This is a genomic window from Pedobacter sp. GSP4, assembly GCF_051857575.1.
GTDB lineage: Bacteria > Bacteroidota > Bacteroidia > Sphingobacteriales > Sphingobacteriaceae > Pedobacter.
The window spans coordinates 152,029-178,840 of sequence record NZ_JBPZIR010000008.1 but is presented as its reverse complement, the minus strand read 5'-3'; the positions used below and the strand labels follow the sequence as shown (position 1 = coordinate 178,840).

The 26,812-nt window shown below is 40.2% G+C and carries 17 protein-coding genes and 1 tRNA gene; 17 read left to right on the top strand and 1 reads right to left on the bottom strand.

The window, feature by feature from the left end; translation table 11 throughout:
• The first annotated feature begins 179 nt into the window (after nt 1-179).
• The 10 genes from ACS5PU_RS19120 (at nt 180) to ACS5PU_RS19075 (ending at nt 13,243) form a co-directional block, all read left to right on the top strand.
• Nucleotides 180-1,340, top strand: a complete 1,161-nt coding sequence (locus ACS5PU_RS19120; protein WP_439460765.1) for a 1-deoxy-D-xylulose-5-phosphate reductoisomerase — start codon at nt 180-182, stop codon at nt 1,338-1,340.
• Between the two features lie 28 nt (nt 1,341-1,368).
• Nucleotides 1,369-2,757, top strand: coding sequence for an RIP metalloprotease RseP (gene rseP, locus ACS5PU_RS19115; protein ID WP_439460764.1), 1,389 nt, complete (start codon nt 1,369-1,371; stop codon nt 2,755-2,757).
• A 76-nt stretch (nt 2,758-2,833) separates the two neighbouring features.
• Complete coding sequence (hscB, locus tag ACS5PU_RS19110) at nt 2,834-3,367, top strand: Fe-S protein assembly co-chaperone HscB (protein WP_439460763.1); 534 nt, start codon at nt 2,834-2,836, stop codon at nt 3,365-3,367.
• A gap of 234 nt (nt 3,368-3,601) precedes the next feature.
• A complete protein-coding gene (locus ACS5PU_RS19105) occupies nt 3,602-3,898 on the top strand; it encodes a DUF3817 domain-containing protein (protein ID WP_439460762.1) in 297 nt (98 codons plus the stop codon).
• 47 nt (nt 3,899-3,945) lie between these two features.
• Nucleotides 3,946-5,115, top strand: coding sequence for an aminotransferase class V-fold PLP-dependent enzyme (locus tag ACS5PU_RS19100; RefSeq protein WP_439460761.1), 1,170 nt, complete (start codon nt 3,946-3,948; stop codon nt 5,113-5,115).
• 99 nt (nt 5,116-5,214) lie between these two features.
• Nucleotides 5,215-5,294: transfer RNA gene (locus tag ACS5PU_RS19095), tRNA-Leu, on the top strand.
• Between the two features lie 1,899 nt (nt 5,295-7,193).
• Nucleotides 7,194-9,401: a TonB-dependent receptor gene (locus tag ACS5PU_RS19090; protein ID WP_439460760.1), complete on the top strand. Its 2,208-nt coding sequence runs from the start codon at nt 7,194-7,196 to the stop codon at nt 9,399-9,401.
• Between the two features lie 397 nt (nt 9,402-9,798).
• On the top strand, nt 9,799-11,433 hold the full coding sequence (locus ACS5PU_RS19085) for a two-component regulator propeller domain-containing protein (RefSeq protein WP_439460759.1): 1,635 nt from the start codon (nt 9,799-9,801) through the stop codon (nt 11,431-11,433).
• Nucleotides 11,434-11,502: 69 nt separating this feature from the next.
• Entirely contained in the window at nt 11,503-12,783 is a 1,281-nt protein-coding gene (locus ACS5PU_RS19080; RefSeq protein ID WP_439460758.1) for an erythromycin esterase family protein, read from the top strand.
• Between the two features lie 208 nt (nt 12,784-12,991).
• The gene (locus ACS5PU_RS19075) at nt 12,992-13,243 is read left to right on the top strand and encodes a hypothetical protein (RefSeq protein WP_439460757.1); all 252 of its coding nucleotides are present in this window, start codon (nt 12,992-12,994) and stop codon (nt 13,241-13,243) included.
• Between the two features lie 41 nt (nt 13,244-13,284).
• Here ACS5PU_RS19075 and ACS5PU_RS19070 read toward each other — a convergent pair whose 3' ends face one another.
• Nucleotides 13,285-14,313 carry a S41 family peptidase gene (locus tag ACS5PU_RS19070; protein ID WP_439460756.1) on the bottom strand — a complete coding sequence of 343 codons (1,029 nt, stop codon included), beginning with the start codon at nt 14,311-14,313 and terminating at the stop codon, nt 13,285-13,287.
• Between the two features lie 660 nt (nt 14,314-14,973).
• Here ACS5PU_RS19070 and ACS5PU_RS19065 point away from each other — a divergent pair.
• From ACS5PU_RS19065 to ACS5PU_RS19035, 7 genes are all read left to right on the top strand, one after another.
• The gene (locus tag ACS5PU_RS19065; RefSeq protein ID WP_439460755.1) at nt 14,974-15,567 is read left to right on the top strand and encodes an RNA polymerase sigma factor; all 594 of its coding nucleotides are present in this window, start codon (nt 14,974-14,976) and stop codon (nt 15,565-15,567) included.
• A 66-nt stretch (nt 15,568-15,633) separates the two neighbouring features.
• Nucleotides 15,634-16,761, top strand: coding sequence for a FecR family protein (locus ACS5PU_RS19060; protein ID WP_439460754.1), 1,128 nt, complete (start codon nt 15,634-15,636; stop codon nt 16,759-16,761).
• A gap of 117 nt (nt 16,762-16,878) precedes the next feature.
• Nucleotides 16,879-20,241, top strand: a complete 3,363-nt coding sequence (locus ACS5PU_RS19055) for a TonB-dependent receptor (protein ID WP_439460753.1) — start codon at nt 16,879-16,881, stop codon at nt 20,239-20,241.
• 12 nt (nt 20,242-20,253) lie between these two features.
• Entirely contained in the window at nt 20,254-21,669 is a 1,416-nt protein-coding gene (locus ACS5PU_RS19050; protein ID WP_439460752.1) for a RagB/SusD family nutrient uptake outer membrane protein, read from the top strand.
• Between the two features lie 7 nt (nt 21,670-21,676).
• Nucleotides 21,677-24,229: a zinc-dependent metalloprotease gene (locus ACS5PU_RS19045; protein ID WP_439460751.1), complete on the top strand. Its 2,553-nt coding sequence runs from the start codon at nt 21,677-21,679 to the stop codon at nt 24,227-24,229.
• Between the two features lie 16 nt (nt 24,230-24,245).
• On the top strand, nt 24,246-25,331 hold the full coding sequence (locus tag ACS5PU_RS19040; RefSeq protein WP_439460750.1) for a redoxin domain-containing protein: 1,086 nt from the start codon (nt 24,246-24,248) through the stop codon (nt 25,329-25,331).
• 150 nt (nt 25,332-25,481) lie between these two features.
• Nucleotides 25,482-26,753, top strand: coding sequence for an amidohydrolase family protein (locus ACS5PU_RS19035; protein ID WP_439460749.1), 1,272 nt, complete (start codon nt 25,482-25,484; stop codon nt 26,751-26,753).
• The last annotated feature ends 59 nt before the right edge of the window (nt 26,754-26,812 follow it).

Here is a 26,812-nt window from a genome sequence, read left to right as displayed (position 1 = left end):
ATTTGTCATTCTGAGGAACGAAGAATCTGTTAGATAAAGATTGTAGTCCATAATTGCCCCACTAACCTTTAACGTTAGTGTATTGATAGTGTTAAAGATTCTTCACTGCGTTCAGAATGACAACGTAGAGTGAATGATAAATAAAGCTTAATTGATTTAAGCAAACGATATTAAACGATTTGAAAAGAATAACCATACTAGGTTCTACAGGAAGTGTAGGTACGCAAGCGCTTGAAGTTGTTAGGGATCACCCTGCAGTTTTTAAAGTCGCTGTATTATCAGCATTAAAGAATTCAGAACTATTGATCCAGCAGGCAAGGGAATTTAAGCCCGACGCTGTTGTAATCTGTGATGAAAGCAAATACAACGACGTTAAAAATGCCTTATCCGGTTTTGATATAAAAGTTTTGGCCGGCGAAGCAGCTTTATCAGAAGTAGCCGCATACAGCGACAGTGATGTGGTACTTACTGCACTGATGGGATCTGTAGGACTAAAACCAACTATTGCAGCGATAAAAGCAGGGAAAAACATTGCCCTGGCCAATAAAGAAACTTTGGTGGTAGCAGGCGAGCTGATTACGCAACTGGCAGCCGAACATCAGGTGAAGATCTTACCCGTTGATTCTGAGCATTCGGCCATATTTCAATGTTTGGTAGGTGAGGAGCAGAACGAAATCGAAAAAATCTACCTTACGGCATCCGGCGGACCGTTTTTGGGCAAAACGAAAGATTTTCTATCAACTGTAAAAAAAGAACAGGCCTTAAAGCACCCTAACTGGGTAATGGGGGCGAAAATTACGATTGATTCAGCATCCTTAATGAATAAAGGACTGGAAGTAATTGAAGCAAAATGGCTATTTAATCTTGATGTAGAGCAGATTGATGTAATTGTACATCCACAATCCATTATTCACTCCATTGTACAGTTTACAGATGGTTCGATGAAAGCACAAATGGGTGTTCCAGATATGAAATTGCCCATCCAGTATGCATTAAATTATCCCGACAGGCTAAAAAACGATTTTAAACGTTTTAACTTCTTGGAATATCCGAACTTCAGCTTTCAGCAGGCCGACATGAAAACCTTCCGCAATTTAGATCTGGCATTTGCCTCGCTCAGAAAAGGAGGCAATATGCCCTGTATTTTAAATGCCGCGAATGAGGTAGTTGTAGAGGCATTTTTGAAAGATAAAATCGGTTTCCTGCAAATGAGTGAGGTAATTGAACATTGTATGGGAACAATCAGTTTTATTGAAAACCCACAATTGAACGATTATTTAGAAACTGACAAACATAGCCGTATCTTAGCCGGCGAATTAGTAACAAAAAGTATAGTTTAACATCTAACATAAAATTTTATAAGAGAATATGAATGGATTGATTATGGCGGGGCAGCTGCTGCTCGGATTGTCTTTATTGGTAATATTACACGAATTAGGGCATTTCTTGGCAGCCAGGGCATTTGGTATTAAAGTAGAAAAGTTTTATCTGTTTTTTGATGCTTGGGGATTTAAGCTTTTTAGTTTCAAAAAAGGTGATGTTGAATATGGTGTGGGATGGTTGCCGCTGGGTGGTTATGTAAAAATTGCCGGAATGATTGATGAGAGTATGGATACCGAGCAGATGGCCCTACCGCCACAGCCTTGGGAATTCCGCTCTAAACCAGCTTGGCAAAGGTTAATCGTTATGCTGGGCGGTATTATTGTAAACGTAATTGTGGGCATTTTTATTTTTTGGATGCTCACCTTCAACGTAGGGCAGAACTATACCGTTAACAGCAAACTGAACGATGGTATATCAGTAGGTGCAATTGGCAAAGAAATCGGACTGAAAAATGGAGATAAGATTTTGGCCATCAATGGCAATAAACTGATCCGGTTTGAAGATGCCATATCGAGCAAAGTATTGTTTGATGGTGCACAGTTAACTGTTTTAAGGGATAATAAAACACTTTATATTGCTGTTCCGGATACGATTTTAAACAAGATATCTAAAAACGATAAAGAAAATTTTATTGCGCCGCGCTACCGCATGGCCAGTATTGCCACTGTTTTGGCACCAGATGAAAAAGCAGATAAGCCATCTTTTTTTGATAAGTTATTTGGAAAGAAGTTTGAAAAACCAACCTACCCGGCTTATACAGCAGGCCTTAAACCAGGCGATAGCATTTTATCGGTAAACGGAAAAGCAGTTATCTTTTTCGATCAGTTTAAAGATGAAGTTTCGGGCAATAAGAACAAACAAATTTCGATACAGGCTATGCGGAAGGGCAAAGCGATCGATTTTACGTTAAAAGTAGGTAAAGATGGTACCATTGGTGTTGCACCTAATTTTAAAATGCCCGAAACTGCACATGTAGACTTTGGCTTCATAGAATCGCTACCTGTTGGTGCTACAATGGCATGGAGCACATTTGTAGATAACGCTAAAGGTATTGGTAAAATGATTACTGGTAAATTAAGTGCCCGTAACATCAGTAGTCCGATTGGTATTGCCAAAGTGTATGGCAGCACTTTCGACTGGGTTAAATTCTGGACTTTAACAGGCTTGATCTCAATGGCGCTGGCATTTATGAATTTATTGCCTATTCCGGGCCTAGATGGAGGTCATGTGGTGTTTCTTTTGATCGAAATGGTACAACGTAAGCCTGTGAGCGAAAAGGTGCTGGAGAAAGCACAGATTGTGGGTTTCGTTATCCTGATCTGTTTAATGGTGTTTGCTTTCGGTAATGATATCTTAAAATCCTTCGGTAAGTAAAACGAAATTTATATAATTGCCGCAGATGTGCAGATTTGATCTGCCTATCTGCGGCTTTTTAATTTAATATCCCCCCATGAGCGAACAACAACAGCCAGATTATTTTGAGTTTTATGGCTTGCCTATACAGTTTAATCCTGATCAAAATGCAGTTAAGGCAAATTTTTATGCGTTTAGCAAGCAGTTTCATCCCGATTTTTATGCAAACGAGAGCGAAGAGAAGCAGCAAGAGGTACTCGAACTGTCTACGTTGAACAACAAGGCTTATCAAACACTCAGCAATGCCAAAAAACGCTTAAAGTATGTGCTCGAGTTAAAAGGAATTGTAGCAACGGATGAAGGTTATAAACTGCCGCAATCATTTTTAATGGAAATGATGGACGTGAATGAAGCCTTAATGGACTTAGGGTTCGAGCCAGATGCCGAAAAACTGGCGCAGGTTAAACAGGATGTGGATGTGATAGCGAACGATTTAAAGAACGAATTGGAGGGGCTTATCAGCCGGTTCGACCTTGAACCAACTGCATCTGATGCATTATTGCCTTTAATAAAAGATAATTTTTACCGCCAGAAATACATTGATAGGATTAGGGAACGACTGGTTAAATAAACGGAAGATGTGGGATGGAAAATGGATGATGGTGGGAATTCGGAAATTTATTAACCTTCATAACCAAATTAGTTAATCACTATTGGAAAGATTCTGAACCAAGTTCAGCATGATGGTTGCGCATACCTTAAACCTTCTGCCTTCTACCTCGTAAGACACCAGATTGTAAAATCATTTTTTAGTTTTTGATAGGCACCTGCTTTGTTTTACTTTCGGTGCAAACAATCAGATCAAATGAACAGTTCACTTTCTATTTTCCGTAAAGTAGCCGTAGCCGAAGGTATTTCGTACCTGCTTTTGTTATTCGTAGCCATGCCTTTAAAATACTTCGCAAATATGCCTTTGTATGTAAAATATACAGGCTGGGCACATGGTTTATTATTTGTACTTTATGCAGCTACATTGGTACTGGCCTGGCAGGAACAAAAATGGAAATTTGGTAAAGCTTTATTGATATTTGTAGCTTCCTTACTCCCTTTTGCTCCATTTGTAGTAGATAGAAAACTAAAAGATGAAAGAGTGTTAAACTAATTGCCCATGTGCAAATTACCAGCCTTAATGTTATACCAGTTTAACAAATGATTGCCAGGGGTAGGCTGGATATCCGCTTTACAGAACTTTTTAAGGCGGCGTTATTCTGCATTGGCAGTGCTTGCGGAATTAAAAAAGAACGCATTCAGTTCCCTAAAAATCAATTACCCTGCCTTTCGGTCCGAACAGGTTTTCATCTGCTAATAGACTCGCTAAATCTTAAACCTGGCGACGAAATACTGGTTTCGGATATCAATATCCCCGATATGTTTGCGATCATCACCGCACACCATTTAAAAATTGTACCCCTACCTATAAATCAAGATACACTGGGTTTAACAGTAGGGCAAGTGGAGGCAGCCATAACACCGAAAACAAAGCTATTGTTAATTACCCACCTGTTTGGTGCCACAATGGACACTGAGCCGTTGCTTAACATCGCTAAATTGCATAACCTGATTGTGATTGAAGATTGCGCCCAGGCATATAACGGAGTTTATGCAGGCAACCCGAAATCAGACGTGGTTTTGTTCAGTTTTGGTCTGATCAAAACAAATACTGCTTTAAGCGGGGCGGTACTTTTAATTAAAAATGAACAACTATTGGCGGCGGTAAGCAGATTAAACAATAAACTGCCGGTACAAAGAACTGCCCGCTATTTCAAAAAAATATTTAATGCAACGCTGATCAATCTGCTTACCACAAGGTTCTTGTTTGGCCTGGTTTATTGGCTATGCCAGCGATTTGGTAAAGACTTTGATGCGCTTATTAGTGGTTTTACACGAGGATTTCCGGGGGCAGATGTGATAAAGAAGATCGGGTACAGGCCATGTTATGCCAATTTATGTGTTTTGCAGGGTAAGTTGAGGGGTTTTAACCAATCCCGTATTGATCAAAGAATGAGCCTGGCAAACCGAATATTGCAGGGCTTGGATCAGCGGAATATTATTGGAGGTACCAACTTAAGGCACACGCACTGGGTAATTCCAATAATGGTAAATCATCCACCCTTGTTAATTGCTAAATTAAGGGAAAAAGGATTCGATGCCACTTCTAAAGCCTCCAGTTTAGTTAAGGTATATTCCAATAATCAGGTGTCAAAAACTTCAAATGAGCTAATGCTTCAAAATTTAGTTTATCTACCAATAGATATTAAAATGAATCAAAAAGAAGTTAAACAATTGAACCAGTTGTTATTAGATCATGCATCAAATTGATGCGATCTTTTTAAATCAGATTAAACATAAAAAGATGCAAATTAAATTTGTGAATTAACGGCTTAATTTATACATTTGCATCCCGCTGAATAAGCAAATGCCCAGCTGGCGGAATTGGTAGACGCGCTGGTCTCAAACACCTGTGGGAAACCGTGCCGGTTCGACTCCGGCGCTGGGTACTAACCGGGCTCAAGCCCAAAACCTTAAAGGGTTGCTCGTTAAAAAGCAACCCTTTTTTCTTGATTTTCAGTATGTTATCATTGAAGGTTGGGTCAATAAAAGCGGTTCTAAACATGTTGTCACCCCATGCCAGATTATCTTTGAACACCCCTCTCATTAGAGTATGCTTTTGCGTAATGTTTCCCTTTTCGTATATTTCATAAAGATTTCCCAAGCTTGGTAGAAGCCTTTCAACCAACTCATCCTCATTTCTAATTTTTGATGGTTCATTTTTATTTAAAGAATGTTCAAGTACTGCCTTTTCTTCCTTAAATTTTTGAAACCAGGTTTGATACGTTGAACTTTCAATTTCATTATTCATTAACCTCTCCTCCAACTTATAGATCTTTTCATTTAATTCGTGAAGCTTTTTTATTTTTTGAAGGTGTTGTTCTTTTTAAGTTTTATGGGCTCGATTAAAAGCGCTTTAGCAGTTTCTTTAGTGAACTTGATTTGATGAGGAGAAAAACTGAGTCTGCGTATTTCGGCAAAAGTGACCCCTCCGTTTCGGACCAAACTGGCCGCAAATTTGATTGCCGGGCTTTGGCATAAAAGTTCCTTTCCCTCTGAACAAATATAGGCCGACGGTTTTCAAATTTCTTTCTGATGCTAAGCCTTCCAGGCTATCTCTTTTCAGAGATGTTCATCCTCTTAAATTTCAGCTAACCAAAGAATCTATCCAAAACACCTTAAAAAGTGCTTAAAAGCGTTCAAAATCGCCTCATGACCAAAAGCATAGCTGATGCTTGTGTTTTTGAACCTATGGCTTTAAACTAGCTTTAAATAAAAATGTGATCAGAAAATGCTTTGCTAAGAAAATCTGATCAAGTGATCAGCGCGGCCAGCTTGCTCCGAAACAGGCGGCCACCATGAAGCGAAACAGGATGACACTTTAAAAGCGAAACGCGCGGACATTGACATATGGAAGAGAAGATGAATACAAGAAGCCGGCTAATCTAACTTCTTGGATTTTATCTCGGCTTCAAGTGATTTAATCCGAAGATAGATCGGAAGAAAAACTACGATTAAAGTAAATAAAGGGATAAACAAGGCTATATTATCTTTTTTGTAATAAAAGTAAAAGGCAGCAACTAAGATAAAAAGCCATAATATACAGGCACCGATGAGCAGGCCTTTGAAAAAATCTCTGTTTTTAGTTAGTTTTTTGAGCTCCTGTTGGTTGGATAGTTGAGTAGTCATAATGTATGTTTTCTTAAAGGATAACTTTTATAAATCGCAGACAAATATATCAAATAGAAATAAATTATATCACAGTATTGTGGTTTAATTTATTGTTAAATTTTATCACTCCAGAAAGATAAAGGCTGCTTTAGTAACCAGATTTCTTCTCAGTACTTGCGTATCAAAATGTATGGCTTAATTATTTTTTAAAATGTCAAGTTTTTCGGTTCAAATTTTCCCGGCGAAGGTATTTTGTAAGTTATTATGGTAAAAATTTGCTGATTATTTTATAAAACCTTTCAACTTTAAATCGTCCACTATAGGTTCAATTAGCAATAAAAAGGCTTTCAAATATTGAAAGTAGTCCCGTTGATCGGTACAAAGAGTAAATTAAAAGCCTTAACATGTTGAAATTAGAGGCTTTACTCTTTTAAAAATAGCTTTAAACCATTGCAAAACCCATAATAATTGGTATGCACAGGATCACAGGTGGAAAAATTGTGTAACTGGGACTTTGTTGTGAAGCTATCACCATACATACCAATCTACCGCTATCTGTAGATGAAGAAACCATGCAGTGTCATTACTATGGAAGTTCCATTCCTGTAATATTATAGCTTCCGGTATTTGTCGCGCAGGTTATTGTTTTTTATCCGGCAATGGCTAATTTCGCAGCGATGAAAATATATTGCCTTATCCTGCTCAGCCTATTGTGTTCAGCTGCTTCTGCACAGCATCTAAAAGGAAAAATCTCAAACCCAGCTGGTTTGCCGCTTGAAGATGTATATCTGCAAAACCAACGCAGCCGGAAGCATGCCCATACCAATGAGCAGGGTCTGTTTGCAATGAAAGATGTTAAAACAGGCGATTCTATCCGCATCACCCTTTTAGGCTACCAACCACAGTTGATTGTTGTTGGAGGAAAAGACCTGAACATTGTTCTAAATCCATCCAGCTTTCAACTGGATGAAGTGGTGGTATCAGAGGGAATAAATCACCTCTCATCCGTAGCGGCAATAGATATTGCCACCAATCCTGTTAATTCTTCGCAGGAGCTATTGAGAAAAGTACCTGGGCTTTTTATCGGCCAGCATGCAGGAGGCGGCAAGGCAGAGCAATTGTTTCTGCGCGGTTTTGATCTCGATCACGGAACCGATATCAATATTTCTGTTGATGGGATGCCGGTAAATATGGTTGGCCATGCACATGGCCAGGGTTATGCAGACCTGCATTTTCTGATTCCCGAGCTTGTAGAAAAGATCGATTTTGATAAAGGTCCCTACCATACCGATAAAGGAAATATGGCAACGGCAGGTTATGTATCCTTCCAGACCAAGGAGCGGTTGGATGATAACGTGATCAGCCTTGAAGGTGGGAAGTTTAACACCTTCAAAGGGCTCGGTATGTTCAATTTGGTAAATGACGGCAAACAGTCTGCTTACTTGGCAGGGAGTTATATCAAAACTGATGGCCCATTTGAAGCCGCTCAGGATTTTAAGCGCTTAAACCTGATGGGAAAATATACCAGGACCTTTGCCAACATGGATAAAATTTCTATATCCTTTATGCATTTCAACAGTTCTTGGCTGGCATCAGGGCAGATTCCACAGCGAGCTGTTGATGAGGGATTGATCGGCAGGTTTGGGGCGATAGACAGCAATGAAGGGGGCAAAACCGCACGCACCAATGCAAACCTGCAGTTTGATAAGCTGATCGGCGAAAATACCTCCATAAAGACCAATGCCTTTTACAGCCGCTACCGCTTTGAACTATACAGCAATTTTACCTTCTTTCTAAATGACCCGGTAAATGGGGATCAGATCAGGCAAAAAGAGAACAGAAACCTCTATGGCGTTCAATCGGTGCTGAATAGAAAATTTAATACTGATGCAGCAGATTACGGTATCCAGTTCGGTGCAGGCCTAAGGGGAGATGATATAAACAACATCGAACTTTCACATACTTTAAACCGCGATGTTACGCTCGAACGTATCCAGTTTGGCAATGTGAACGAACTTAATGCCTATACCTTTTTAAATGCCGAAATCGATCTGGGCAAGCTGCTGATCAATCCTTCGCTTCGTTTAGATTATTTTAATTTCAGGTATGTTGATCATTTGAACAATGATGCAAATGCTTCAACCGGAAAAGCCACTTTAAGTCCAAAACTGAATTTCCTGTACAACCATAGCAAAGATTTACAGTTCTTTTTAAAGCTGGGTAAAGGTTTTCACAGCAACGATTCGAGAGTAGTATTGGCGCAAACAACCAAACAGATTTTGCCTGCAGCTTACGGTGCCGATCTTGGTATGAGCTGGAAACCGGTGCCACGGTTGATCTTGAATGCAGCCCTCTGGTACCTGTATCTGCAACAGGAATTTGTGTATATTGGCGATGAAGGCGTAATTGAACCCAGTGGCCGTACTGCAAGGAAAGGAATAGATTTTGGCCTGCGTTATCAGCTCAACAACTGGCTTTTTGCGAATGGCGATATCACTTATAACCATGGCAGGGCACTTGATGAGCCTACGGGTGCAAATTACATACCGCTTGCCCCGCCATTTACCTTTACCTGGGGCTTAAGTGTAAAAGATCTTGATCATTTCTCGGGAAGCCTAAAAGCAAGATACCTCGCATCGCGTCCTGCAAACGAAGACAATTCTATCGTTGCTAAAGGTTATTTTATTACCGATGCGAATGTAAACTACACCTGGAAACGCTTCACCCTGGGGCTGATTACCGAGAATATTTTCAACAGGGCCTGGAACGAAACACAGTTTGCCACCGAATCGAGGCTTCAAAATGAAACTGCCCCGGTAGAGGAGATTCATTTTACCCCCGGAACACCTTTTAATATCCGGGCATCACTTTCGGTAAGTTTTTAATTTATAGAACTTGGCTCAAGGCCCGGAGTGTGTTTTAGTTCCACCAATCTACACCAGGTAGATTGGGGTCGGACTATGCAGCTGAGGGATGAGTTCAAAAATAAGTGTATAGAGTATCCTGCAAAAGGCTACGTAATTGGAACGGAATCCGGTTTCAACTATAATTAAAATCCCACCCCTACCATAATGGCCGATTAATTACATCAATGTCAACCTAGCAAAATCAGCCTCTACACCATCCACCTGCCTTCGATAAGGCATTTAAGGCACCACGCCTAATGTCAAGGCATTATTTACAAAGTTTACATTTTTATTTACAATCCAAATTCGTTGCGGCGAAAAATATCAGGGTAGATTCGCTGAGTCAATTTTAGTAGGATCAATAAATACAAAAATTATGAGATACATACACGTATATGCTTTGTTCTTAATGTCTGCATTTCTCACTTCCTGTGGGCAAAGCCAAACAAATGTTTCAAAAGATAGTATTGGGTCGGAAATTAAAAACATTGGACCTAACATCATGGTGCGTAATATCAAAAAAGGCAGAAATGGTACCATGCTGTTTGCTGGACCGAACAACTCATCATTTGGTGATGTTTTTCGGTACGATGGGAAATCTTTTATTAACCTTAGCAATAAAATAGGTCAGCACCGATTTTGGGATGCACTGGAAGATCAAAAGGGGAATTTTTGGTTCACGACTACCGATTCAGGCGTTTACTATTACCGTACATCAGCTCCGCTCAATGCAGGCGCTAAATCCGTTCAACATTTTACTGCCAAAGATGGACTTGCCAGTAATCGGGTGATGTCTGTTTATGAAGATAAAGCCGGAATAATCTGGTTCGGCACAGGAGGGGGGATAAGTCGTTACGATGGGAAATCTTTCCGGAATTTTACCTCGCCGAACGCTCCGCTTTTTTATAAAGACGGGCATTTGAATAATGATATTACCACAATTATTGAAGATAGAACAGGAAAATTGTGGGTTGGTACTAGGGGCGATGCTTTTGTTTATGACGGGGAAAAATTTACAACCTTAACCCATAATGGCGAACCCTTTCTCGACGTTTGGGCGATAATGGAAGATAGAAAAGGCAATATCTGGCTCAGCGGTTTCAATGGCTTTAAAGTGAGCCAAACTGGTGGCTTATGGCGCTATATGCCTTCAACTTCGGCCGGCACAGGCAACGGAACTTTTACCAAGGTATCGCAGAGGGCTGCTTATGCCATTATGCAAGATAAAGAAGGAAACATTTGGACTACTGGTTCAGTAAATCCGGCTAATCCGCATACCCAGGCACTTTCCCGTTATAATGCAAAATCCTTGTATAGCGAGAAGCCCAGCGTAACCGAAATAATGTCTGGAAAAGCTTTTTTTGGGCTTTCGGAAGCTAGCGATGGAAGTGTTTGGTTTGGAGATGCTACCGGCGTGTACCGTTATAATGGAAAAACCATTACTGACTTCTATAATAAACGTGGGCAGAAAAAATATAGCATTGATACGAAGCAAAGTGCAGTGGTATGGAAAGGTTATATGGTACTTGGTGCGTGGGAGGGTTCCAAGTTAGTTAGTGATGGTTCCATAACGGGGGGCATCGATATACATAAAGGAGAATTGTTGATCGAAAACAGTCAGCTGGTTGGTGGTAAAGTTGAAGCGGACATGCATACGATTAAACTAAAATTTGATGGTGATGGGCCGCACAATAAGTTTCCTGAATTTTTCGATGTTAAAAAGTTCCCTATTGCTACATTGGTAATTACAAAGGTTGATACAGGGAATAATGGAAATGTAAAAGTGACCGGTAAGCTAACCATCGAAGGTATTACGAAGGCCGTTGCTTTTCCGGCCAATATGCAATTTAAGGATGGAATGGACGGAACTGTTGTGCTGAATGGAACGCTGATCATGAATAGAATGGATTGGAGCGTAAATAATACATTAGAGAAGTTCTTTGGTAAGTCTGCTGATCGTGCTATTGCAGACGACCTTAAACTCTTTATCAAAATCGTAGCGAAGAAATAATGATGTTTGATTTTTGTTAAATGAAGTTAAATCATTGTATAAGTAGTAAAAATAATTTTACTTTCAGTTATGCATGCTTTCTCTCCAAAGATCCAAATATTACTTCTTGTTATCTCTCCATTGTTGTGCTTTGGGCAACCATCAACCGGATTAAAAAATTGGTTAAGCAACAATGCGATAGCAGTTGGTCAGCAGGAAAACGAAAGTTTTAATTTTAACAAAGAACGTTTTAACGGAAAAACAATAATTGCTTTGGGCGAACCTACTCATGGAACGTCTGATGCACAAATTAGCAGATTTAAGCTTTTTAAATTTCTGGTAAAAAATTGCGGCGTTAAATTATTGGCACTCGAAGCTGTTTCAAACTGCGAAGTGGTTAATGAATACCTCCTCTATGGAAAGGGAACTGCAAAATCTGCCTGTAAACAACTTGGTATGTGGATGTACAATACCACAGAAACAGAAAAGCTGATCGCTTGGATTAGAAATTATAATCTTTCAAAACCAGCAGAAGAAAAAATCAAGTTTTACGGGATTGATTATGCCATGAGCAGTATCCCTGAAAGCTATTTAGCAGATTCTTTGGTTGGCAAAGGTATTTTGTCGGCAGAATCAGTAACTGCCATAATAACAGCCAACAGAAAAAGCCTCGATCAAAAAGGATTTAATGTAGAGGAGCTGAAAACCTGCAGAAATAACTTAAAAGTGGTTAGTGATAGTATTAGTCTATTAAAGCCTATCATTCAATCCAAACGCTCTGATCATTATTTTAATTACATCAGTTTTCTATGTAAAGTTGTGGCGCAAACTATTCAAGCCAAAATACTGGGTAAAAATATTACACCATACTACAGGGATAGCTGCATGGCCGAAAATGTTAGGTTTCTATCGCAAAATAATAATGAACAAAAAGTATTTGTAGGTGGGCATAATGCACATGTTAGAAAGATCGAAAATGCGACAATGGGTTTTTTCCTCAAGAAAATTTTTGGGGACAGCTTCTATAATATTGGCATTTTTACTGGGGCAGCAACATTTAATGCATTTGTTTTAAATAAGCGAGATTCACGCTATTACCTCAAAGCGAATGAAGTTCAAGATCTGCAAAAGCAATCGTTGGGGGCAGCGTTAAAATCAGCGGGCTTAAATTCTTTTTACCTAGATTTTAGTTCAGCGGATAAAAACTCAATCTATCAACAACTGTTCGTTAAGCCATCATTTAATCTTTATGCAGGATGGTTGTTTGAGCCCGAAAACCCGAAGAAATATTTTTTATGGGATATATTGGCAAAGAATTATGACGCAATACTCTATTTCAACCAAAGCTTTAGTGCCACACCGATACAATAATTAATAATGTGATTCTTGGAACCGGCTACCGTACTGCCTATAGATTTTGGGCGCTTGCCTATTTACAACCATTTGAGCCGGCAAAACAGAAAAAAGCAGATCAATGGTTTTCCTTTTTACAATAAATAAGTCTATTGTTTATATTTGAACATTGGCTCCCATAATGAATAATGCATCCAAATATTAACGTAATCACCCAATATTGAACATGGAACAAAAAGCACTAGCCGAACTAACAGACGAAGAGTTGCTGCAGGAAGCAAAAAAAATGAAATCAGCGGCCATCATGAATGGTTTCTTGATCGGTTTTCTTGCAGGCGTTATATTTTACAGCGTTATTAAAAACACCTGGGGCTTCCTTACCATAATTCCATTATTTCTTATTTATAAGCTGGTTAATCAACCGAAATATAAAAGCGAAGAATTAAAAAGTATGTTAAAAGTGCGGAATCTGAAGTAAGCTATCTCCGAAGATGCCAATTGCATACCAAACGGATTTCGCTATCCAGCACGCATAATAAATTTGATGGCCTCTTGAATATTTTTGTCCAGCAGCAGGTCATCAAAATTATCTTGTTTAGAAACAGCAATATCTGGAATAAGCTGTTCGTAATAATCGCCATTCCGATCACAGTCGTAAGAACTGGTCAGCGCCATGGTACTATCAAAAGGTAAAGGCCAAGAAATATTTCCAGTAGTAAAGCCAGCAGTATTTTCTCCGATGAAAGTAGTATTGGGACGGCCCTTGAATGCCATTGCCGTTACCTCTCCTGAGCTTCCGGTTAATACACCGGTAATTAGAGCAACCTTTGAGGTATCCAGCAATGCTCCATTAGGGGTAATGTACGATATTGATTTCGCATTGTCGATATACTGCCCCTTACTTAATTTAATTTTATTTACCTGCCTTTTATTTACATTTAGCGAACCGCCAATATCATGGTCTCCTAAAAAATCGTATAAGGCGAGCAACATGGGCCATGAGTTTCCACCTGTGTTAAAACGCAAATCAATAATCCATCCTTCAATTTTATTTTTGGCCTTAATCTGCGCAATCTGATCGTATAGGGGCTGCGCTATTTTATGGATGTTATCTGAACTTGTATCGAAAAATACCATACCCGGCATTAAAATATAGCCATACTTTCCATCAATTACTTTGGCTTCAAAACCTGGCTTGGTATCATATTTCTCTTTCCACTGCTCGCTGTAATCATCTTTCGATATGGTTTTCCGCGTTGCAGAATATTTATCCTGTTTATGGTATACCAGGCAATGGTTCGCTTTTATCTTGTCAAATAAAGGCTTTATTTCATTTAGCGAATTTTTAAAACTGCTGTATTGTGTTAGGTTTTGTTTAGTTTCCGATTCAACAACTCGCCAGTTAACCGCTTTTTTATGTAAATACCCAATTTTTAGTGCAGAGAAAAGCTTGTCGTAAAATACTTTTATACTATCCTGAGTGGTAATTTTTTGTGCATTCGTGGTAAAGGTTAATAAAACAAATAAAAGCAGTAGTGGATATTTCATGGATAGGGTTTTTATTAGGATGCAGATTTTGGGTCGAAGGTTGCAAAGTGATAAAATAAAATCATTAATTAGGACATTGGCCATTCATCACCAAAAGCATTTTTGAATTAGCAATCAATAAGTATAAAACAAGTAAGAGGCCCTTAATTGCCATTTAAAAGTAGCTCTGAAGATCAACTTAGTGCTCAGGGTTACGAAAAGGTATCTAAGGGGTAGGTGAGCGGAGCTTTTAGGTTCGCTCGCGAGGCTTTCAGGTAGGTCAGCGATGCTAATAGGTAGGTGAGCGGAGCTTCTAGGTTCGCTGGCGAAGCTTTTAGATAGGTCGACGGTACTTAGAGGTAGGTGAGCGGAGCTTTTAGGTTCGCTCGCAAAGCTTTTAGGTAGGCCGACGGTGCTCAGAGGTAGGTGAGCGGAGCTTTTAGGTTCGCTCGCAAAGCTTTTAGGTAGGTCAGCGATGCTTCTGGCTTCGGCGACGGGGTTAGAAGGTACAAAAAGGTATCTCGGAGCTAGATTGGCGATAGTTTTAATAGGAACTATTCAATAAACCGTGTCAGAAATTGTTGAATTACATTAAATAGGTGTAACAATTATGTTAAATATTTCTATTTTTGATTATTCATCTACCTATCCCTAACTATTTGATACTTTTTAACCCCTGAAATGACCAATACTGGCATCTCATACGCAAATTTAACCGACGATGATCTTTTACATCATTTAAAAAATGATGATCATGCAGCATTTACCGAAATATTTAACCGGTATAGCAATTTATTGTACGCACATGCTTTCAATAAACTTCGGAACGAGAGCGATTCGCGCGATGTGGTTCAGGAAATGTTTATGAAAATCTGGCATAAACGCGAAACCATCGAACAGGGGAATAATTTATCGGGTTATTTATTTATTGCACTGCGCAACAGCATTTTCAACCTCATTAAGCACAAGAATCTGGTAAACGCCTATGCCGATCATTTTTCGAAAGCAAATGCCGATAGCGGAATTTACACCGATACGCTGGTACGCGAAAAGCAGTTTGCAGCAATGATAGCGGCAGAAATTGCCAATCTTCCGCCCCGTATGAGGGCCGTTTTCGAATTGCGCCGGCACGAAAATCTATCCAATAAAGAAGTGGCCGCCCGCCTGGGCATTACCGAATCTACTGCGGCCGATCAAATGAAAAAGGCATTACGGATACTAAAAAGTAAAATTGGATTAATACTAATCGTTGTACATTACCTTAATGTAAAATAATTTTTAATTCTATATCCCCAATCTGTCTTTCACAGTTGTATTACTTATATCAAGCTTAATACTCAAATGGAAGAAGAAAAATTCAGGCAGATTTTAGATCGGTATATTGCAGGCGAAGCTACTCTTGAAGAGGAAGCCTGGCTGGAGTCGGCCTATATTAACCTGAACAGCAAGAAACTTCCAGCGTATACGGAGTCGTTCTTAGCTACTGAAACGCAGCAGATCTGGAAATCGGTAGAAGCCAATACCAAACCGGCCCGGAAAATAAAATTACACCCGCTGTTTTATGCTGCAGCTGCGCTGCTGGTTATTTCTTTGGCCGGTATTTTAATTTACAATCAAAACCATCAATCATCCTATCTGGCTAGTCTTCCGGCCAGCAAAGATATTAAGGCAGGTAAAGACCGTGCTATTTTGGTGCTGGATAATGGGAAGCAGATCGACTTGGATCAAATTGATAATGGCCGTTTGGCCGATCAGGCCGGGGTTAAAATTTCGAAAACTGCCGATGGACAAATTGTTTACGAAATGCCCAACCAACCGGTTGTTGGCAACAAAATAGCCTACAATACCATTCAAACGCCTGCCGGTGGCCAATATCAGGTTAACCTGCCCGATGGAACCAAGGTGTGGTTAAACGCATCATCATCGGTAACTTTTGCCACTTCTTTTGCAGCCGAAAGAAGTGTTAAACTTAAAGGTGAGGCTTATTTTGAAGTAAGTAAAATATCTGTTGAAGACAGGAGGGTACCGTTTACTGTAGAAACCGAAAATCAGAAGATTGAAGTGCTGGGTACGCATTTCAATGTAAACGCTTACGCTGATGAAATAACAACGAAAACAACCTTACTGGAAGGGAGTGTTAGGGTAAACAATGCCGTAATGTTGAAACCGGGCCAGCAAGCCCATGGAAATGGCGAAGCGGTAAAGGTTTTAAATGTAAATGCGGGCAATTTTATCGACTGGAAAAATGGTGATTTTATTTTGGAGCACAACGATTTTAGATCAATTATGCGAAAAATAGCCCGCTGGTACGATGTGGAGATTGTTTATAGTGATGATGCCCCTAAAAAGTTAAATCTTGGCGGTTGGATTTCGAGATCAAAAAATATTTCTTCCGTTTTAGAAGTAATGGAAGAAACTGGAAAAGTTCACTTTAAAATTGAAGGAAGGAGGATCACGGTAACCAGATAACACCAAATTATACGTGGCCCTAAAATAAAAAAACCAGGGGTGGTGGAACACCTCTGGCTAAAGATTTTTAGTGCTAATAAATCAATCGACTGACTATTCAACTTAAAAACCAAACAAATGTACAAATTTTACCCAAACAAACTGGGTGGGTCTTCCGGCCGTATCCCAAAAATTCTGCTGATTATGCGTGTAACTACGTTTTTATTATTGGCTGTAATGATGCAGGTAAGTGCAGCAACACTTGCTCAAAGGGTTACAATTAATCAAAAAAATGCAAATTTAACCGATGTATTCAAAACCATAAGAACACAAACTGGTTACGATTTTATATACGACCAGGATTTAATTGCTAAATCTTTTCCGGTGAGCATTAATGTGAGCAATGCCGAGCTTAGCGAAGCGCTAAAGCGTTGTTTATCTAACCAATCGCTTACTTTTATTATTGAAAACAAAACGGTAATTATTCAGGAAAAAAGCTTTCTGGACAAGGTTACCGGTTATTTTGATCATATTACTGTTACTGGTACTGTGCTTGATGAAAGGGGCCAGCCTTTTCCGGGGGTAAGTGTAAAAGTCAAAGGTACCAACCGATCAACTGCTACAGGGAACAACGGTAAGTTTTACATTTCAGCCACTGACGAAAATCCGACGCTTGTCTTATCATACGTTGGTTACAAAACCATTGAAGTTACAGCAACAGCTACGTTAACAGTTAACATGGTTTTGGATCCGGCTAAACTTGATGAAATAATGGTAATCGGTTATGGAACAACCACACGCAGGTTAAGCACCGGTTCGCAGGTTGGCATCAGCGCAAAAGATATCGAAAAACAGCCTGTTACCAACGTATTGCAGGCCCTTCAAGGCCGCATGGCTGGTGTAACCGTTGTACAAACCAATGGTTTGCCGGGCGCAGGCATTAATGTTCAAATAAGGGGTGCAAATGCAATTGGCCTAAACGGTGTGAAGCCGAACCGCCCACTTTATATTATTGATGGGGTTCCGTATTTATCTGAGCCTATCAATACAGCAGCTTTTGCTTCATCGCAATCAGGCGCTGCCTTACCGTCTGCTGAAGGTAACACAAGTCCGATGAATACCATCAATCCATCCGATATTGAAAGTATCGAGGTTTTGAAAGATGCAGATGCAACAGCCATTTACGGTTCTAGAGGAGCAAATGGTGTGATATTAATTACCACCAAAAAAGGCAAGCCCGGTAGAACAAAATTTAATGTAAATGCTTCAACCGGTGCATCAAATGTATCTCACTTTGTAGAAACGGTGGGTACCGAGCAATATCTGGCATTAAGAAGAAAAGCTTTTGCCAACAATACCACAAACCCGGCAACACCAACGGCTACTTCAGCTCCCGACCTGTTGGTTTGGGACCAAAATGGTTATACTGATTTTCAACGTTATATGTTGGGCAATACAGCACATACCAACGATGTAACGGCCAGTTTATCGGGCGGCAATGAGTTAACGAACTTTTTCTTAAGCGGAACTTACCACAAAGAGGGCAATGTTTTTCCAGGCGATCAGGGTTATCAACGCGGCGGCGGTAAGTTAAACTTAAACCACGCTTCGCTCGATCAGCGTTTCAATTTAGCGCTAAGTGCTATTTATTCAACCGATAAAAACAACATTTCTACCACTGATCTGGCCACGTGGGCTTATAGCCTTGCACCAAATTTTCCTTTGTATAAAGCAGATGGTAGCTTAAACTGGGATGGTTTTACCAATAATCCATTGGGATATTTAAGCCAATCAAATGATAACCGTACTTCGAACCTGTTAACCAATTTAGCCTTAAAATACAATGTACTGAAAGGTTTGGATGTTAAGGCCAGCATAGGTTATAGCAAAACAGATATGAACCAGGTGGTTACAAGGCCTTTGTCTTCGTTAAATCCGAATTTTAACCCAACATCGGGTACGGCAAACTACACTTACAATTATACCAATAACTACATCGTAGAACCACAGATTACCTATACCAACAGAATCTGGAAGGGTACACTGAATGCTTTGGTGGGTGGAACCTATCAGTTTAAACAGTCTAAATTGCCTTATAGCACAAGCGCATCGGGATTTACTTCTGACGATTTTTTAAGAACTGTTACCGCGGCTTCGATAGTAAGTACAACAAGCAGCTCTGTTGATTATAAATATGCATCGCTGTTCGGCAGGGTAAATTATAATGTGGCAGATAAGTACATCTTAAACGTTAATTTTAGAAGGGATGGTTCTTCGAGGTTCGGGCCAAACAATAAATTCGGTAATTTCGGATCGGTTGGTGGTGCATGGATCTTCTCAGAAGAAAAATTACTCAAAAATAAATTCAGCTGGTTCAGTTTTGGTAAACTTCGGGGCAGTTACGGGGTTGTGGGTAGTGATGACATAGATAATTATGGCTATTTGGATACTTATACGGCTTCAACTTATGTTTATGCAGGTTCAACAGGGTTAAATCCATCGCGTTTGCCCAATCCTGATTACAAGTGGGAACAGACCAAAAAGCTCGATATTGGTTTAGATTTGGCTTTTTTCAATGACCGTTTATCTTTAAGTGCTTCTTATTACCGCAACAGAACAAGCAACCAGTTAATTAATTTAACAACCAGTGCGCAGGCAGGTTTTACCGGCTACCAGAGTAATTTGCCGGCAACAGTTCAAAACTCGGGCTGGGAAATGGCTATAACAAGTACAAACATCAGAAATAAAGATTTTTCATGGAGCTCTTCATTTAATATCAGTCAAAACCACAATAAATTATTGTCGTTTCCTGATATCGAAAAATCATCCTACTTCGCTACTTATGTAGTTGGTAATCCGATTAGTTCATACTATTTATATCAATATGCAGGCATAAATCCAGCAACCAACTTACCATCGTTTACCGATTTTAATGGTGTTGGGGGTATCAATAATCCAACAACAGGTTTTGCCGCAACAGGCCGCGGCGACCGTTATTACGCAGGCACTTCTTACCCTAAATTTTACGGTGGTTTAACCAACACATTTAGTTATAAGAAATTAACACTTGATTTTACCTTCCAGTTTGTAAAACAGCAGGGCAGAAGTTTACTCTCTTCATCATTCTATCCTCCGGGTTATTTTAGCAATGCAGCCTTAAGTATTGTAAATGATTATCTGGCACTGGGTTCTCAAGATTATTTGGTTACTGCAGGCACACGTGGTACAGCAGGTTCTGCAGCTTATTTGGCCTACAGTTATTATTCTGGTTCGGATGCTTCGTTGGTTGATGCTTCATTTATCAGGTTGAAGAATGTAAGCTTATCTTATGTATTGCCAACTAAATGGATTTCTAAAACCAATGCGCCAAATATCAGGGTATATGCACAGGGACAGAATTTATTTACCATCACCAATTATGAAGGGTTCGACCCAGAATCGCAAGGCGTAGCCACTCCGCCATTGCGCACATTAATTGCTGGTTTACAGTTCACTTTTTAAATCCGGATTATCATGTTAAAATCAAAATACAACATCATTATTTGCTCGCTGGTTTTCATGGTGATGGCCAGTACAGGGTGTAAAAAAATTATCGAAATCGATGCACCATTAAATCAGGTTACAACTGATCTGGTATTTGCATCAGATAAGTTGGCCACCAGCGCCCGTTCAGGCCTGTTCAGCAGTTTATCGCAAGCCTCCACCCAATCGACAAACCTTACTGTTTATAGTTCATTACAGGCTGATGATCTTTTGTACCTTTCTACCGTTGGGGGGTTGCAAGAGTACAATAATAACAGCTATAATGCATTGAGTACGGGGCAGGCCAGTATCTTTTCTGAATGGTATGCCATTATTTATCGTGCAAATGCCATCATTAATGGTCTCGAAACTTCTACGGGAGCTTCGGACGCAATTAAAAAGCAATATATAGCTGAGGCTAAGTTTGTAAGGGCTTACTGTTATTTTAACCTGGTAAACACCTTTGGCGATGTGCCTTTGGTTTTGGTTACCGACCCAACTATTACAGCCTTTCAACCCAGAGAAAGCACAGCAAATATTTACACCAAAATTATTGCCGACCTTAGTGATGCAAAGGCAAACCTACTGGTTGATTACAGTGCCACAGCTGGCGACCGCATTGGCGTAAATAAATTTGTAGCCACGGCGTTTTTGGCCAGGGTATACCTGTTTACCGGTAATTATGCTGCGGCCGAGAGTAATGCTTCGGAAGTGATTGCATCAAGTTTATACAGTTTAATTCCGAGGGCAACCATGGGTACCGGCCTGTTTATCAAAAATAGTGCTGAAAGTATCTGGCAAATGTCGCCACCGATAGTATCCACAAACCAGTATACCAACGAGGCGGCTGCTTTTATCCCAAGTACTACCACTACGGTAACCAGTTTTGTTTACCGCATCGATCCAAGGTTTACGGCGCTGTTTGAAACAACAGATTTAAGGCGGATTAACTGGATGAACCACACCACACTTTCGGGTACGGTTTACACGCTACCCTTTAAATACAAATACAGAACCAATGCCCTGGCAGTAACAGCTGGTGTAACCGAACTTCAAACTGTAATTAGATTGGCCGAAGTTTACCTGATCCGTGCAGAAGCAAGAGCAAGAACCGGAACAAATTTAACAGGTGCCCTGAGCGATTTGAATGCCATACAAACAAGAGCTGCGGCAACATTAAGCACTTCTACCATTCCTGCTACCTTATTAAGTGATATTGCACTCGAAAACAGAAAAGAACTTTTCTGCGAGCAGGCATTCCGCTGGTTCAATTTAAAGCGCACCGGTGAGGCCGATGCTGTTTTAAGTGCAATAAAAACAGGTTACACACCTAAATCAAAGCTTTTACCCATTCCACAGGCGGCTCTCGACGCTAATTATACTTTAACTCAAAACCCAGGTTACTAAAACACAAATGAACACAAAAAACCAATTTAATGTCAGGTATTTTTACCTGGCATTAGCCATCGGCATGCTCGGTGCAACCGCACAGTCGTGCAGTATTTTAAAAAAGAAAAAGAAAGCTCCTGTAGCAACAGCTGTTGCGCCTAAGGCTAAACCAGATTCGTTAAAAAATCCAATAAAGCCATACAGTGAGGTAATTACCGCAAAGGCGGTAACCCAAAAAGGCCTGTTTACAGTCCATAGAATAGCGGATAAATATTTCTTTGAAATTCCGAATACCTTGCTTAAGAAGGAGATTTTGGCGGTAAACAGATTAAGTAAATCAACACCTGGGGCCGGAAATTACGGTGGGGAAGAAGTTGGTGCCCGCATCGTGTACTGGGAGTTAGGACCAAGCAATAAACTGTTCCTAAAAGTTTCGGCAACGGTTAGCATTGCCGATTCTACCGATATGATTTCAAAAGCGGTGGCCAGTTCTAACTTAAATCCGATTATGGCCGCTTTCCCGATCAAGGCAAAAAGCAAAGATTCATCATCGGTTGTAATTGATGTTACGGATTTCTTGATCAGCGAAACGCCCTTATTATCTTTCGATGCAGAAAATAAAAAAGCATACAATTTGGGAGCGCAGGCAGCCGACCGTTCTTACATTGAAAGTGTAAAAAGTTTTCCAATCAATACCGAAGTAAAAAGCATCCGTACATATAATTCTGTTGGGGGCCGTTTGCCTGCTGCCAGCGAATCTGGTGCCATTACTTTGGGCATGAATACCTCTTTTATAATGCTTCCGGAAAACCCGATGAGAAAGCGGATGTACGATGCCCGGGTGGGTTTCTTCGCCAGCGCAAACATCAGGTATAAAGATGATCAGCAGAAAGTAGAGCAAGAGGCCTTCATCCACCGTTGGAGATTAGAACCAAAGGAGGAGGATATTGAAAAATTTAAAAGGGGAGAACTGGTAGAGCCCAAAAAACAGATTGTTTACTATATCGATCCGGCGACGCCAAAAAAATGGAGACCATTCCTCATCGCTGGCGTAAACGATTGGCAAAAAGCCTTTGAACAGGCGGGTTTTAAAAACGCAATTGTTGGTAAAGAATGGCCAGAAGCCGATACAACCATGAGTTTAGATGATGCGCGCTTCTCTGTAATCCGCTATTTTGCATCACCTCAGCAAAATGCCTACGGACCAAATATTGCCGATCCACGTACAGGCGAAATTTTGGAAAGCCATATTGGCTGGTACCACAATGTGATGAACCTGGTGCACCGTTGGTACATGATCCAGGCTGGTGCAATAGATCCGAAAGCCCGCAAAAATAAATTCGATGATGAACTGATGGGGCAATTGATCCGGTTTGTTTCCTCACACGAAATAGGCCATACATTAGGCTTACGCCACAACATGGGCGCAAGTAGTACCGTGCCGGTAGAAAAATTAAGAGATAAGAAATGGGTGGAGGCACATGGCCACACACCATCAATTATGGATTATGCGCGATTTAATTATGTAGCACAGCCAGAAGATAACGTTAGCCAGGCCGGAATTTTCCCGAGAATTAACGATTACGATAAATGGGCCATTCAATGGGGTTATAAGCCGATTTTTGGTACGGCAAATGCTGCGGCCGATAAAAAAATACTGAACAAAATTACCATCGATAGTTTGGCATCCAACAAAAGACTTTGGTTTGGCGGCGAGGGCAAAGATTATGATCCACGTTCTCAATCAGAAGATTTAGGAGACGATGCGATAAAAGCAAGTCAGTATGGCATTAAAAACTTAAAGCGTGTAGTTCCACAGTTAATTTACTGGACCAGGGAAGACGGCGAAGATTATACCGATTTGAAAGAAATGTATAAAGAGGCAGTTGGGCAGCTTTCTAAATATGCTTATCACGTAATTAAAAATTTGGGAGGTGTTAACGTAACTGAAAAAACTTACGAGCAGGCAGGTGCCGTTTATAAACCTGTTAGCCTGGCCAAACAGAAAGAGGCGATTAAATTTATTAACGATGAAATTTTTACCACGCCAAAATGGTTGTTAAACGAGCAGATTTTAAATAAGATCGATCCTAAATATGGTTTTGGTGAAGTGGAGAATTTGCAATCGGGCGTTGTTGCTTCGGTTACTTCTCAAAGCCGTTTATTCCGTTTAATGGTTAATCAACGCGATTATGGCAAAGGTGCCTATTCGCCTCAGCAATGGTTAAATGATCTTAAAAACGGTATTTTTTCGGAAATAAAAACCGGAAAGGCTATCGATTCTTACCGCCGCAGTTTACAGAAAATGTATGTGGGCAGTATCATCACCATGTACAATAAACGCTTTGCCTTACAAGGTTCGTTAGATAATATTCTGGCAGGCGTTACACCAACTGAAATTCTGCTTTACTCCAACGTGAAACCGCTGGCATACGCACATTTGAAAGACCTCCGCAAGGATATTGGCAGTGCAATTGGCAGAACGAATGATGCGGACAGCAAAATACACCTGGCTTATTTAAAACAGATGTTGGATAAGATTTTAACAGAATCGCCAATACCTGGATTAAACTACTAATATTTTAAAACAGATTATGATGATGCTACGAAATATCAAAAACATTGCATTACTGGTATTGATGATGGTATGTTCTGCTGGGTATGCGCAACAATTTGCGCATACCACCGGGAACATAGCAGGTTTGGGAAACGGATGGGTTAAATTTTCTTACGAGCTTGATGATACCCTGTACCAGGATTCTGTTACCACAAAAAATGGCCTCTTCTCCAAGAAAATGCGGGTGGTGGAATCAGTACTCTGTACCCTGTCGAACTCGGTTAACCAGCAGATCAGGATATTTATTCTCGAACCTGCAGAAATCAAATTCAATGGAGAGGTAACTAAATTCTACAATCTGGAAATCGATGCCGGTAAGGAAAATAAGCTTTACCAGCAATATCAAAAGTCATCTGGGGCAATAATTGGGCAAAAGCCGAGCCCAACCGGAGATGAAGCTATGGACAAAAAGCTGAAAACAAGTTTTAGCGCTGGCTTAAAAGTTCTGAGAGACAGTTTAGCTAACGATTTTGTTAAAAAGAATCCCAATAGTGTCGTTTCAGCCATAACCATTTTCAATAGGTATGTTACGTATCCCGATAGAAACAGGGCAGATATTTTGTATCAATCACTTTCTCCCCAGATAAAAAAGGGCGAATATGGCAGGCGCATTAAAACATTTATAGATGCACAGGGCAATACCTCTGCCGGTGCAATGGCTCCAGGTTTTTCTCTTGCCGATGCAAACGGTAAAATGGTTTCCCTTAACGATTTTAAAGGGAAATACGTGCTGGTTGATTTTTGGGCAAGCTGGTGCGGGCCATGCAGGTTGGAAAACCCCAACTTAATTAAAGCCTACCAAAAGTTTAATGGGAAAGGGTTTACCATAGTAGGCCTATCCATGGACAGTTCAAAAGAAAACTGGCTAAAAGCTGTTGAGCAGGATAAACTTTCCTGGGTTCAGTTAAACGATCCTAAAACAACCAATGGAAAGGTAGCTGAGCTGTATGGTGTAAAAAGCCTGCCAGCAAGTTTTTTAGTCGATCCAGCGGGCAAAATTGTTGCTAAAAATTTAAGGGGAAAAGATTTAGAAAAACAGCTCGATAGCATATTTAACAAATAATTAATGAAAAGATAAGTCATTACAGACTTGAAAATTAACAACTGAGTAGAAGCAGTTGATGTTAATAGTAGTTAGATAATGGTGCAGGATGACGGATGTCTCCTGCATTTTTTATGATGATAATTTAAATTTTATTCAAACCATCCTAAAATGAAAATAAAACCTAGTGCAATGCGCATATCCGCGCTTGTATTTTTATGCTTTTGTACTCTGCCGGCGGTGTTTGCACAACAAAAGAAAGATGCCGTTTACCTTAGCCTGAAAAACGTAAATATTGTTGATGTAGAGAAAGGAAAGGTAGATACAGGCATGACAATCCTGATCAAGAATGATCGGATAGAAGCTATTTTTCCGGCTAAGCAAAATAAAACCAAGGGTAAGATAATCGATCTACAGCACCGGTTTATCATTCCCGGACTGGTTGATTCGCATGTCCATGTAAGTAGTATTAGCGGTTCCCCGATTGAAAGGTCCTATCAATACCTGGAGTATTTGCTCAAGCACGGCATTACCACCATCAGGGATCCTGCCGCAAATGGACCAATTCTGCAAAAAGTTCAGCAGGATGTTAATTCGGATATTAGGCCCGGTTCGGATGTTTATTATGCAGCTTTTATGGCTGGCGATTGGTATTACAACCGCGACATGAACATTAGAAAAGAGCCTTATCACCCTTGGGAGCAATGTTTAAAGCCAGGCACTAACTTGGACAGCGCCATGCAGGTGGCTAAAAATTTTGGTGCCACAGGTGTAAAACTGTACCATTCTTTTGATGCAGCCTTTTTAAAGGAAATTGCTGCTGCGGCCAAAAGAAACCACTTACAGGTTTGGGGGCACGCCATGATGTATCCGGCAAGGCCCTTGGAGGTAGTTAGGGCAGGGGTTGAGGTAATTTCTCATGCCAGTATGTTATCTGCTTTAATAAACGATCCAAAAATGAATTACCGCAAAGTTGCGCAGGCCTATAAAGACAGTGTTGGCGGCAGCATTGATGTAAGCGAACTGGCAGCAGAAATGAAGAAACGTAATGTGATACTGGATGCCACCTTAAGTGTTTCGGAGGTAAAGGAACAATGGATTTTTGAAATTGTAAAAAAGCTTCACCTTTTGGGTGTTAAAATTTCTGCGGGAACAGATAAAATCACGGTACTCACCAATCCATATCCACATTTGTTGGATGAGCTTAACTATTTTGTGAACAATTGTGGGTTCACACCTGCAGATGCTTTAGCGGCTGCAACAATTATTTCAGCTGAAACGGTTGGACAAGAAAAAAACATAGGAAGTATCAAGGTTGGTAAAAAAGCAGATTTTGCGGTGATTGATGGAAATCCGTTAATTGATATCAATAAGCTAAAAAATCTACAAATGGTTATTAAACACGGTAAAGTAGTAGCTGATAAAGCTTCGTCAGCTTTTTAACCTATTTTCTGGCTCCTTTTCAATGCTTTTATTTCGATCCTTATTTTCCGGTGTGTTTC

Excerpts from the sequence above, each read along its gene's own strand:
- ACS5PU_RS19105 (WP_439460762.1), top strand. The coding sequence starts at position 3,602 with ATGAACAGTTCACTTTCTATTTTCCGTAAAGTAGCCGTAGCCGAAGGT.
- ACS5PU_RS19080 (WP_439460758.1), top strand. The coding sequence starts at position 11,503 with ATGCATGCTTTCTCTCCAAAGATCCAAATATTACTTCTTGTTATCTCT.
- ACS5PU_RS19040 (WP_439460750.1), top strand. The coding sequence starts at position 24,246 with ATGATGATGCTACGAAATATCAAAAACATTGCATTACTGGTATTGATG.
- ACS5PU_RS19100 (WP_439460761.1), top strand. The coding sequence starts at position 3,946 with ATGATTGCCAGGGGTAGGCTGGATATCCGCTTTACAGAACTTTTTAAG.
- ACS5PU_RS19070 (WP_439460756.1), bottom strand. The coding sequence starts at position 14,313 with ATGAAATATCCACTACTGCTTTTATTTGTTTTATTAACCTTTACCACG.
- ACS5PU_RS19085 (WP_439460759.1), top strand. The coding sequence starts at position 9,799 with ATGAGATACATACACGTATATGCTTTGTTCTTAATGTCTGCATTTCTC.
- ACS5PU_RS19065 (WP_439460755.1), top strand. The coding sequence starts at position 14,974 with ATGACCAATACTGGCATCTCATACGCAAATTTAACCGACGATGATCTT.
- ACS5PU_RS19060 (WP_439460754.1), top strand. The coding sequence starts at position 15,634 with ATGGAAGAAGAAAAATTCAGGCAGATTTTAGATCGGTATATTGCAGGC.
- ACS5PU_RS19050 (WP_439460752.1), top strand. The coding sequence starts at position 20,254 with ATGTTAAAATCAAAATACAACATCATTATTTGCTCGCTGGTTTTCATG.
- ACS5PU_RS19055 (WP_439460753.1), top strand. The coding sequence starts at position 16,879 with ATGTACAAATTTTACCCAAACAAACTGGGTGGGTCTTCCGGCCGTATC.
- ACS5PU_RS19075 (WP_439460757.1), top strand. The coding sequence starts at position 12,992 with ATGGAACAAAAAGCACTAGCCGAACTAACAGACGAAGAGTTGCTGCAG.
- rseP (WP_439460764.1), top strand. The coding sequence starts at position 1,369 with ATGAATGGATTGATTATGGCGGGGCAGCTGCTGCTCGGATTGTCTTTA.
- ACS5PU_RS19090 (WP_439460760.1), top strand. The coding sequence starts at position 7,194 with ATGAAAATATATTGCCTTATCCTGCTCAGCCTATTGTGTTCAGCTGCT.
- hscB (WP_439460763.1), top strand. The coding sequence starts at position 2,834 with ATGAGCGAACAACAACAGCCAGATTATTTTGAGTTTTATGGCTTGCCT.
- ACS5PU_RS19045 (WP_439460751.1), top strand. The coding sequence starts at position 21,677 with ATGAACACAAAAAACCAATTTAATGTCAGGTATTTTTACCTGGCATTA.
- ACS5PU_RS19035 (WP_439460749.1), top strand. The coding sequence starts at position 25,482 with ATGAAAATAAAACCTAGTGCAATGCGCATATCCGCGCTTGTATTTTTA.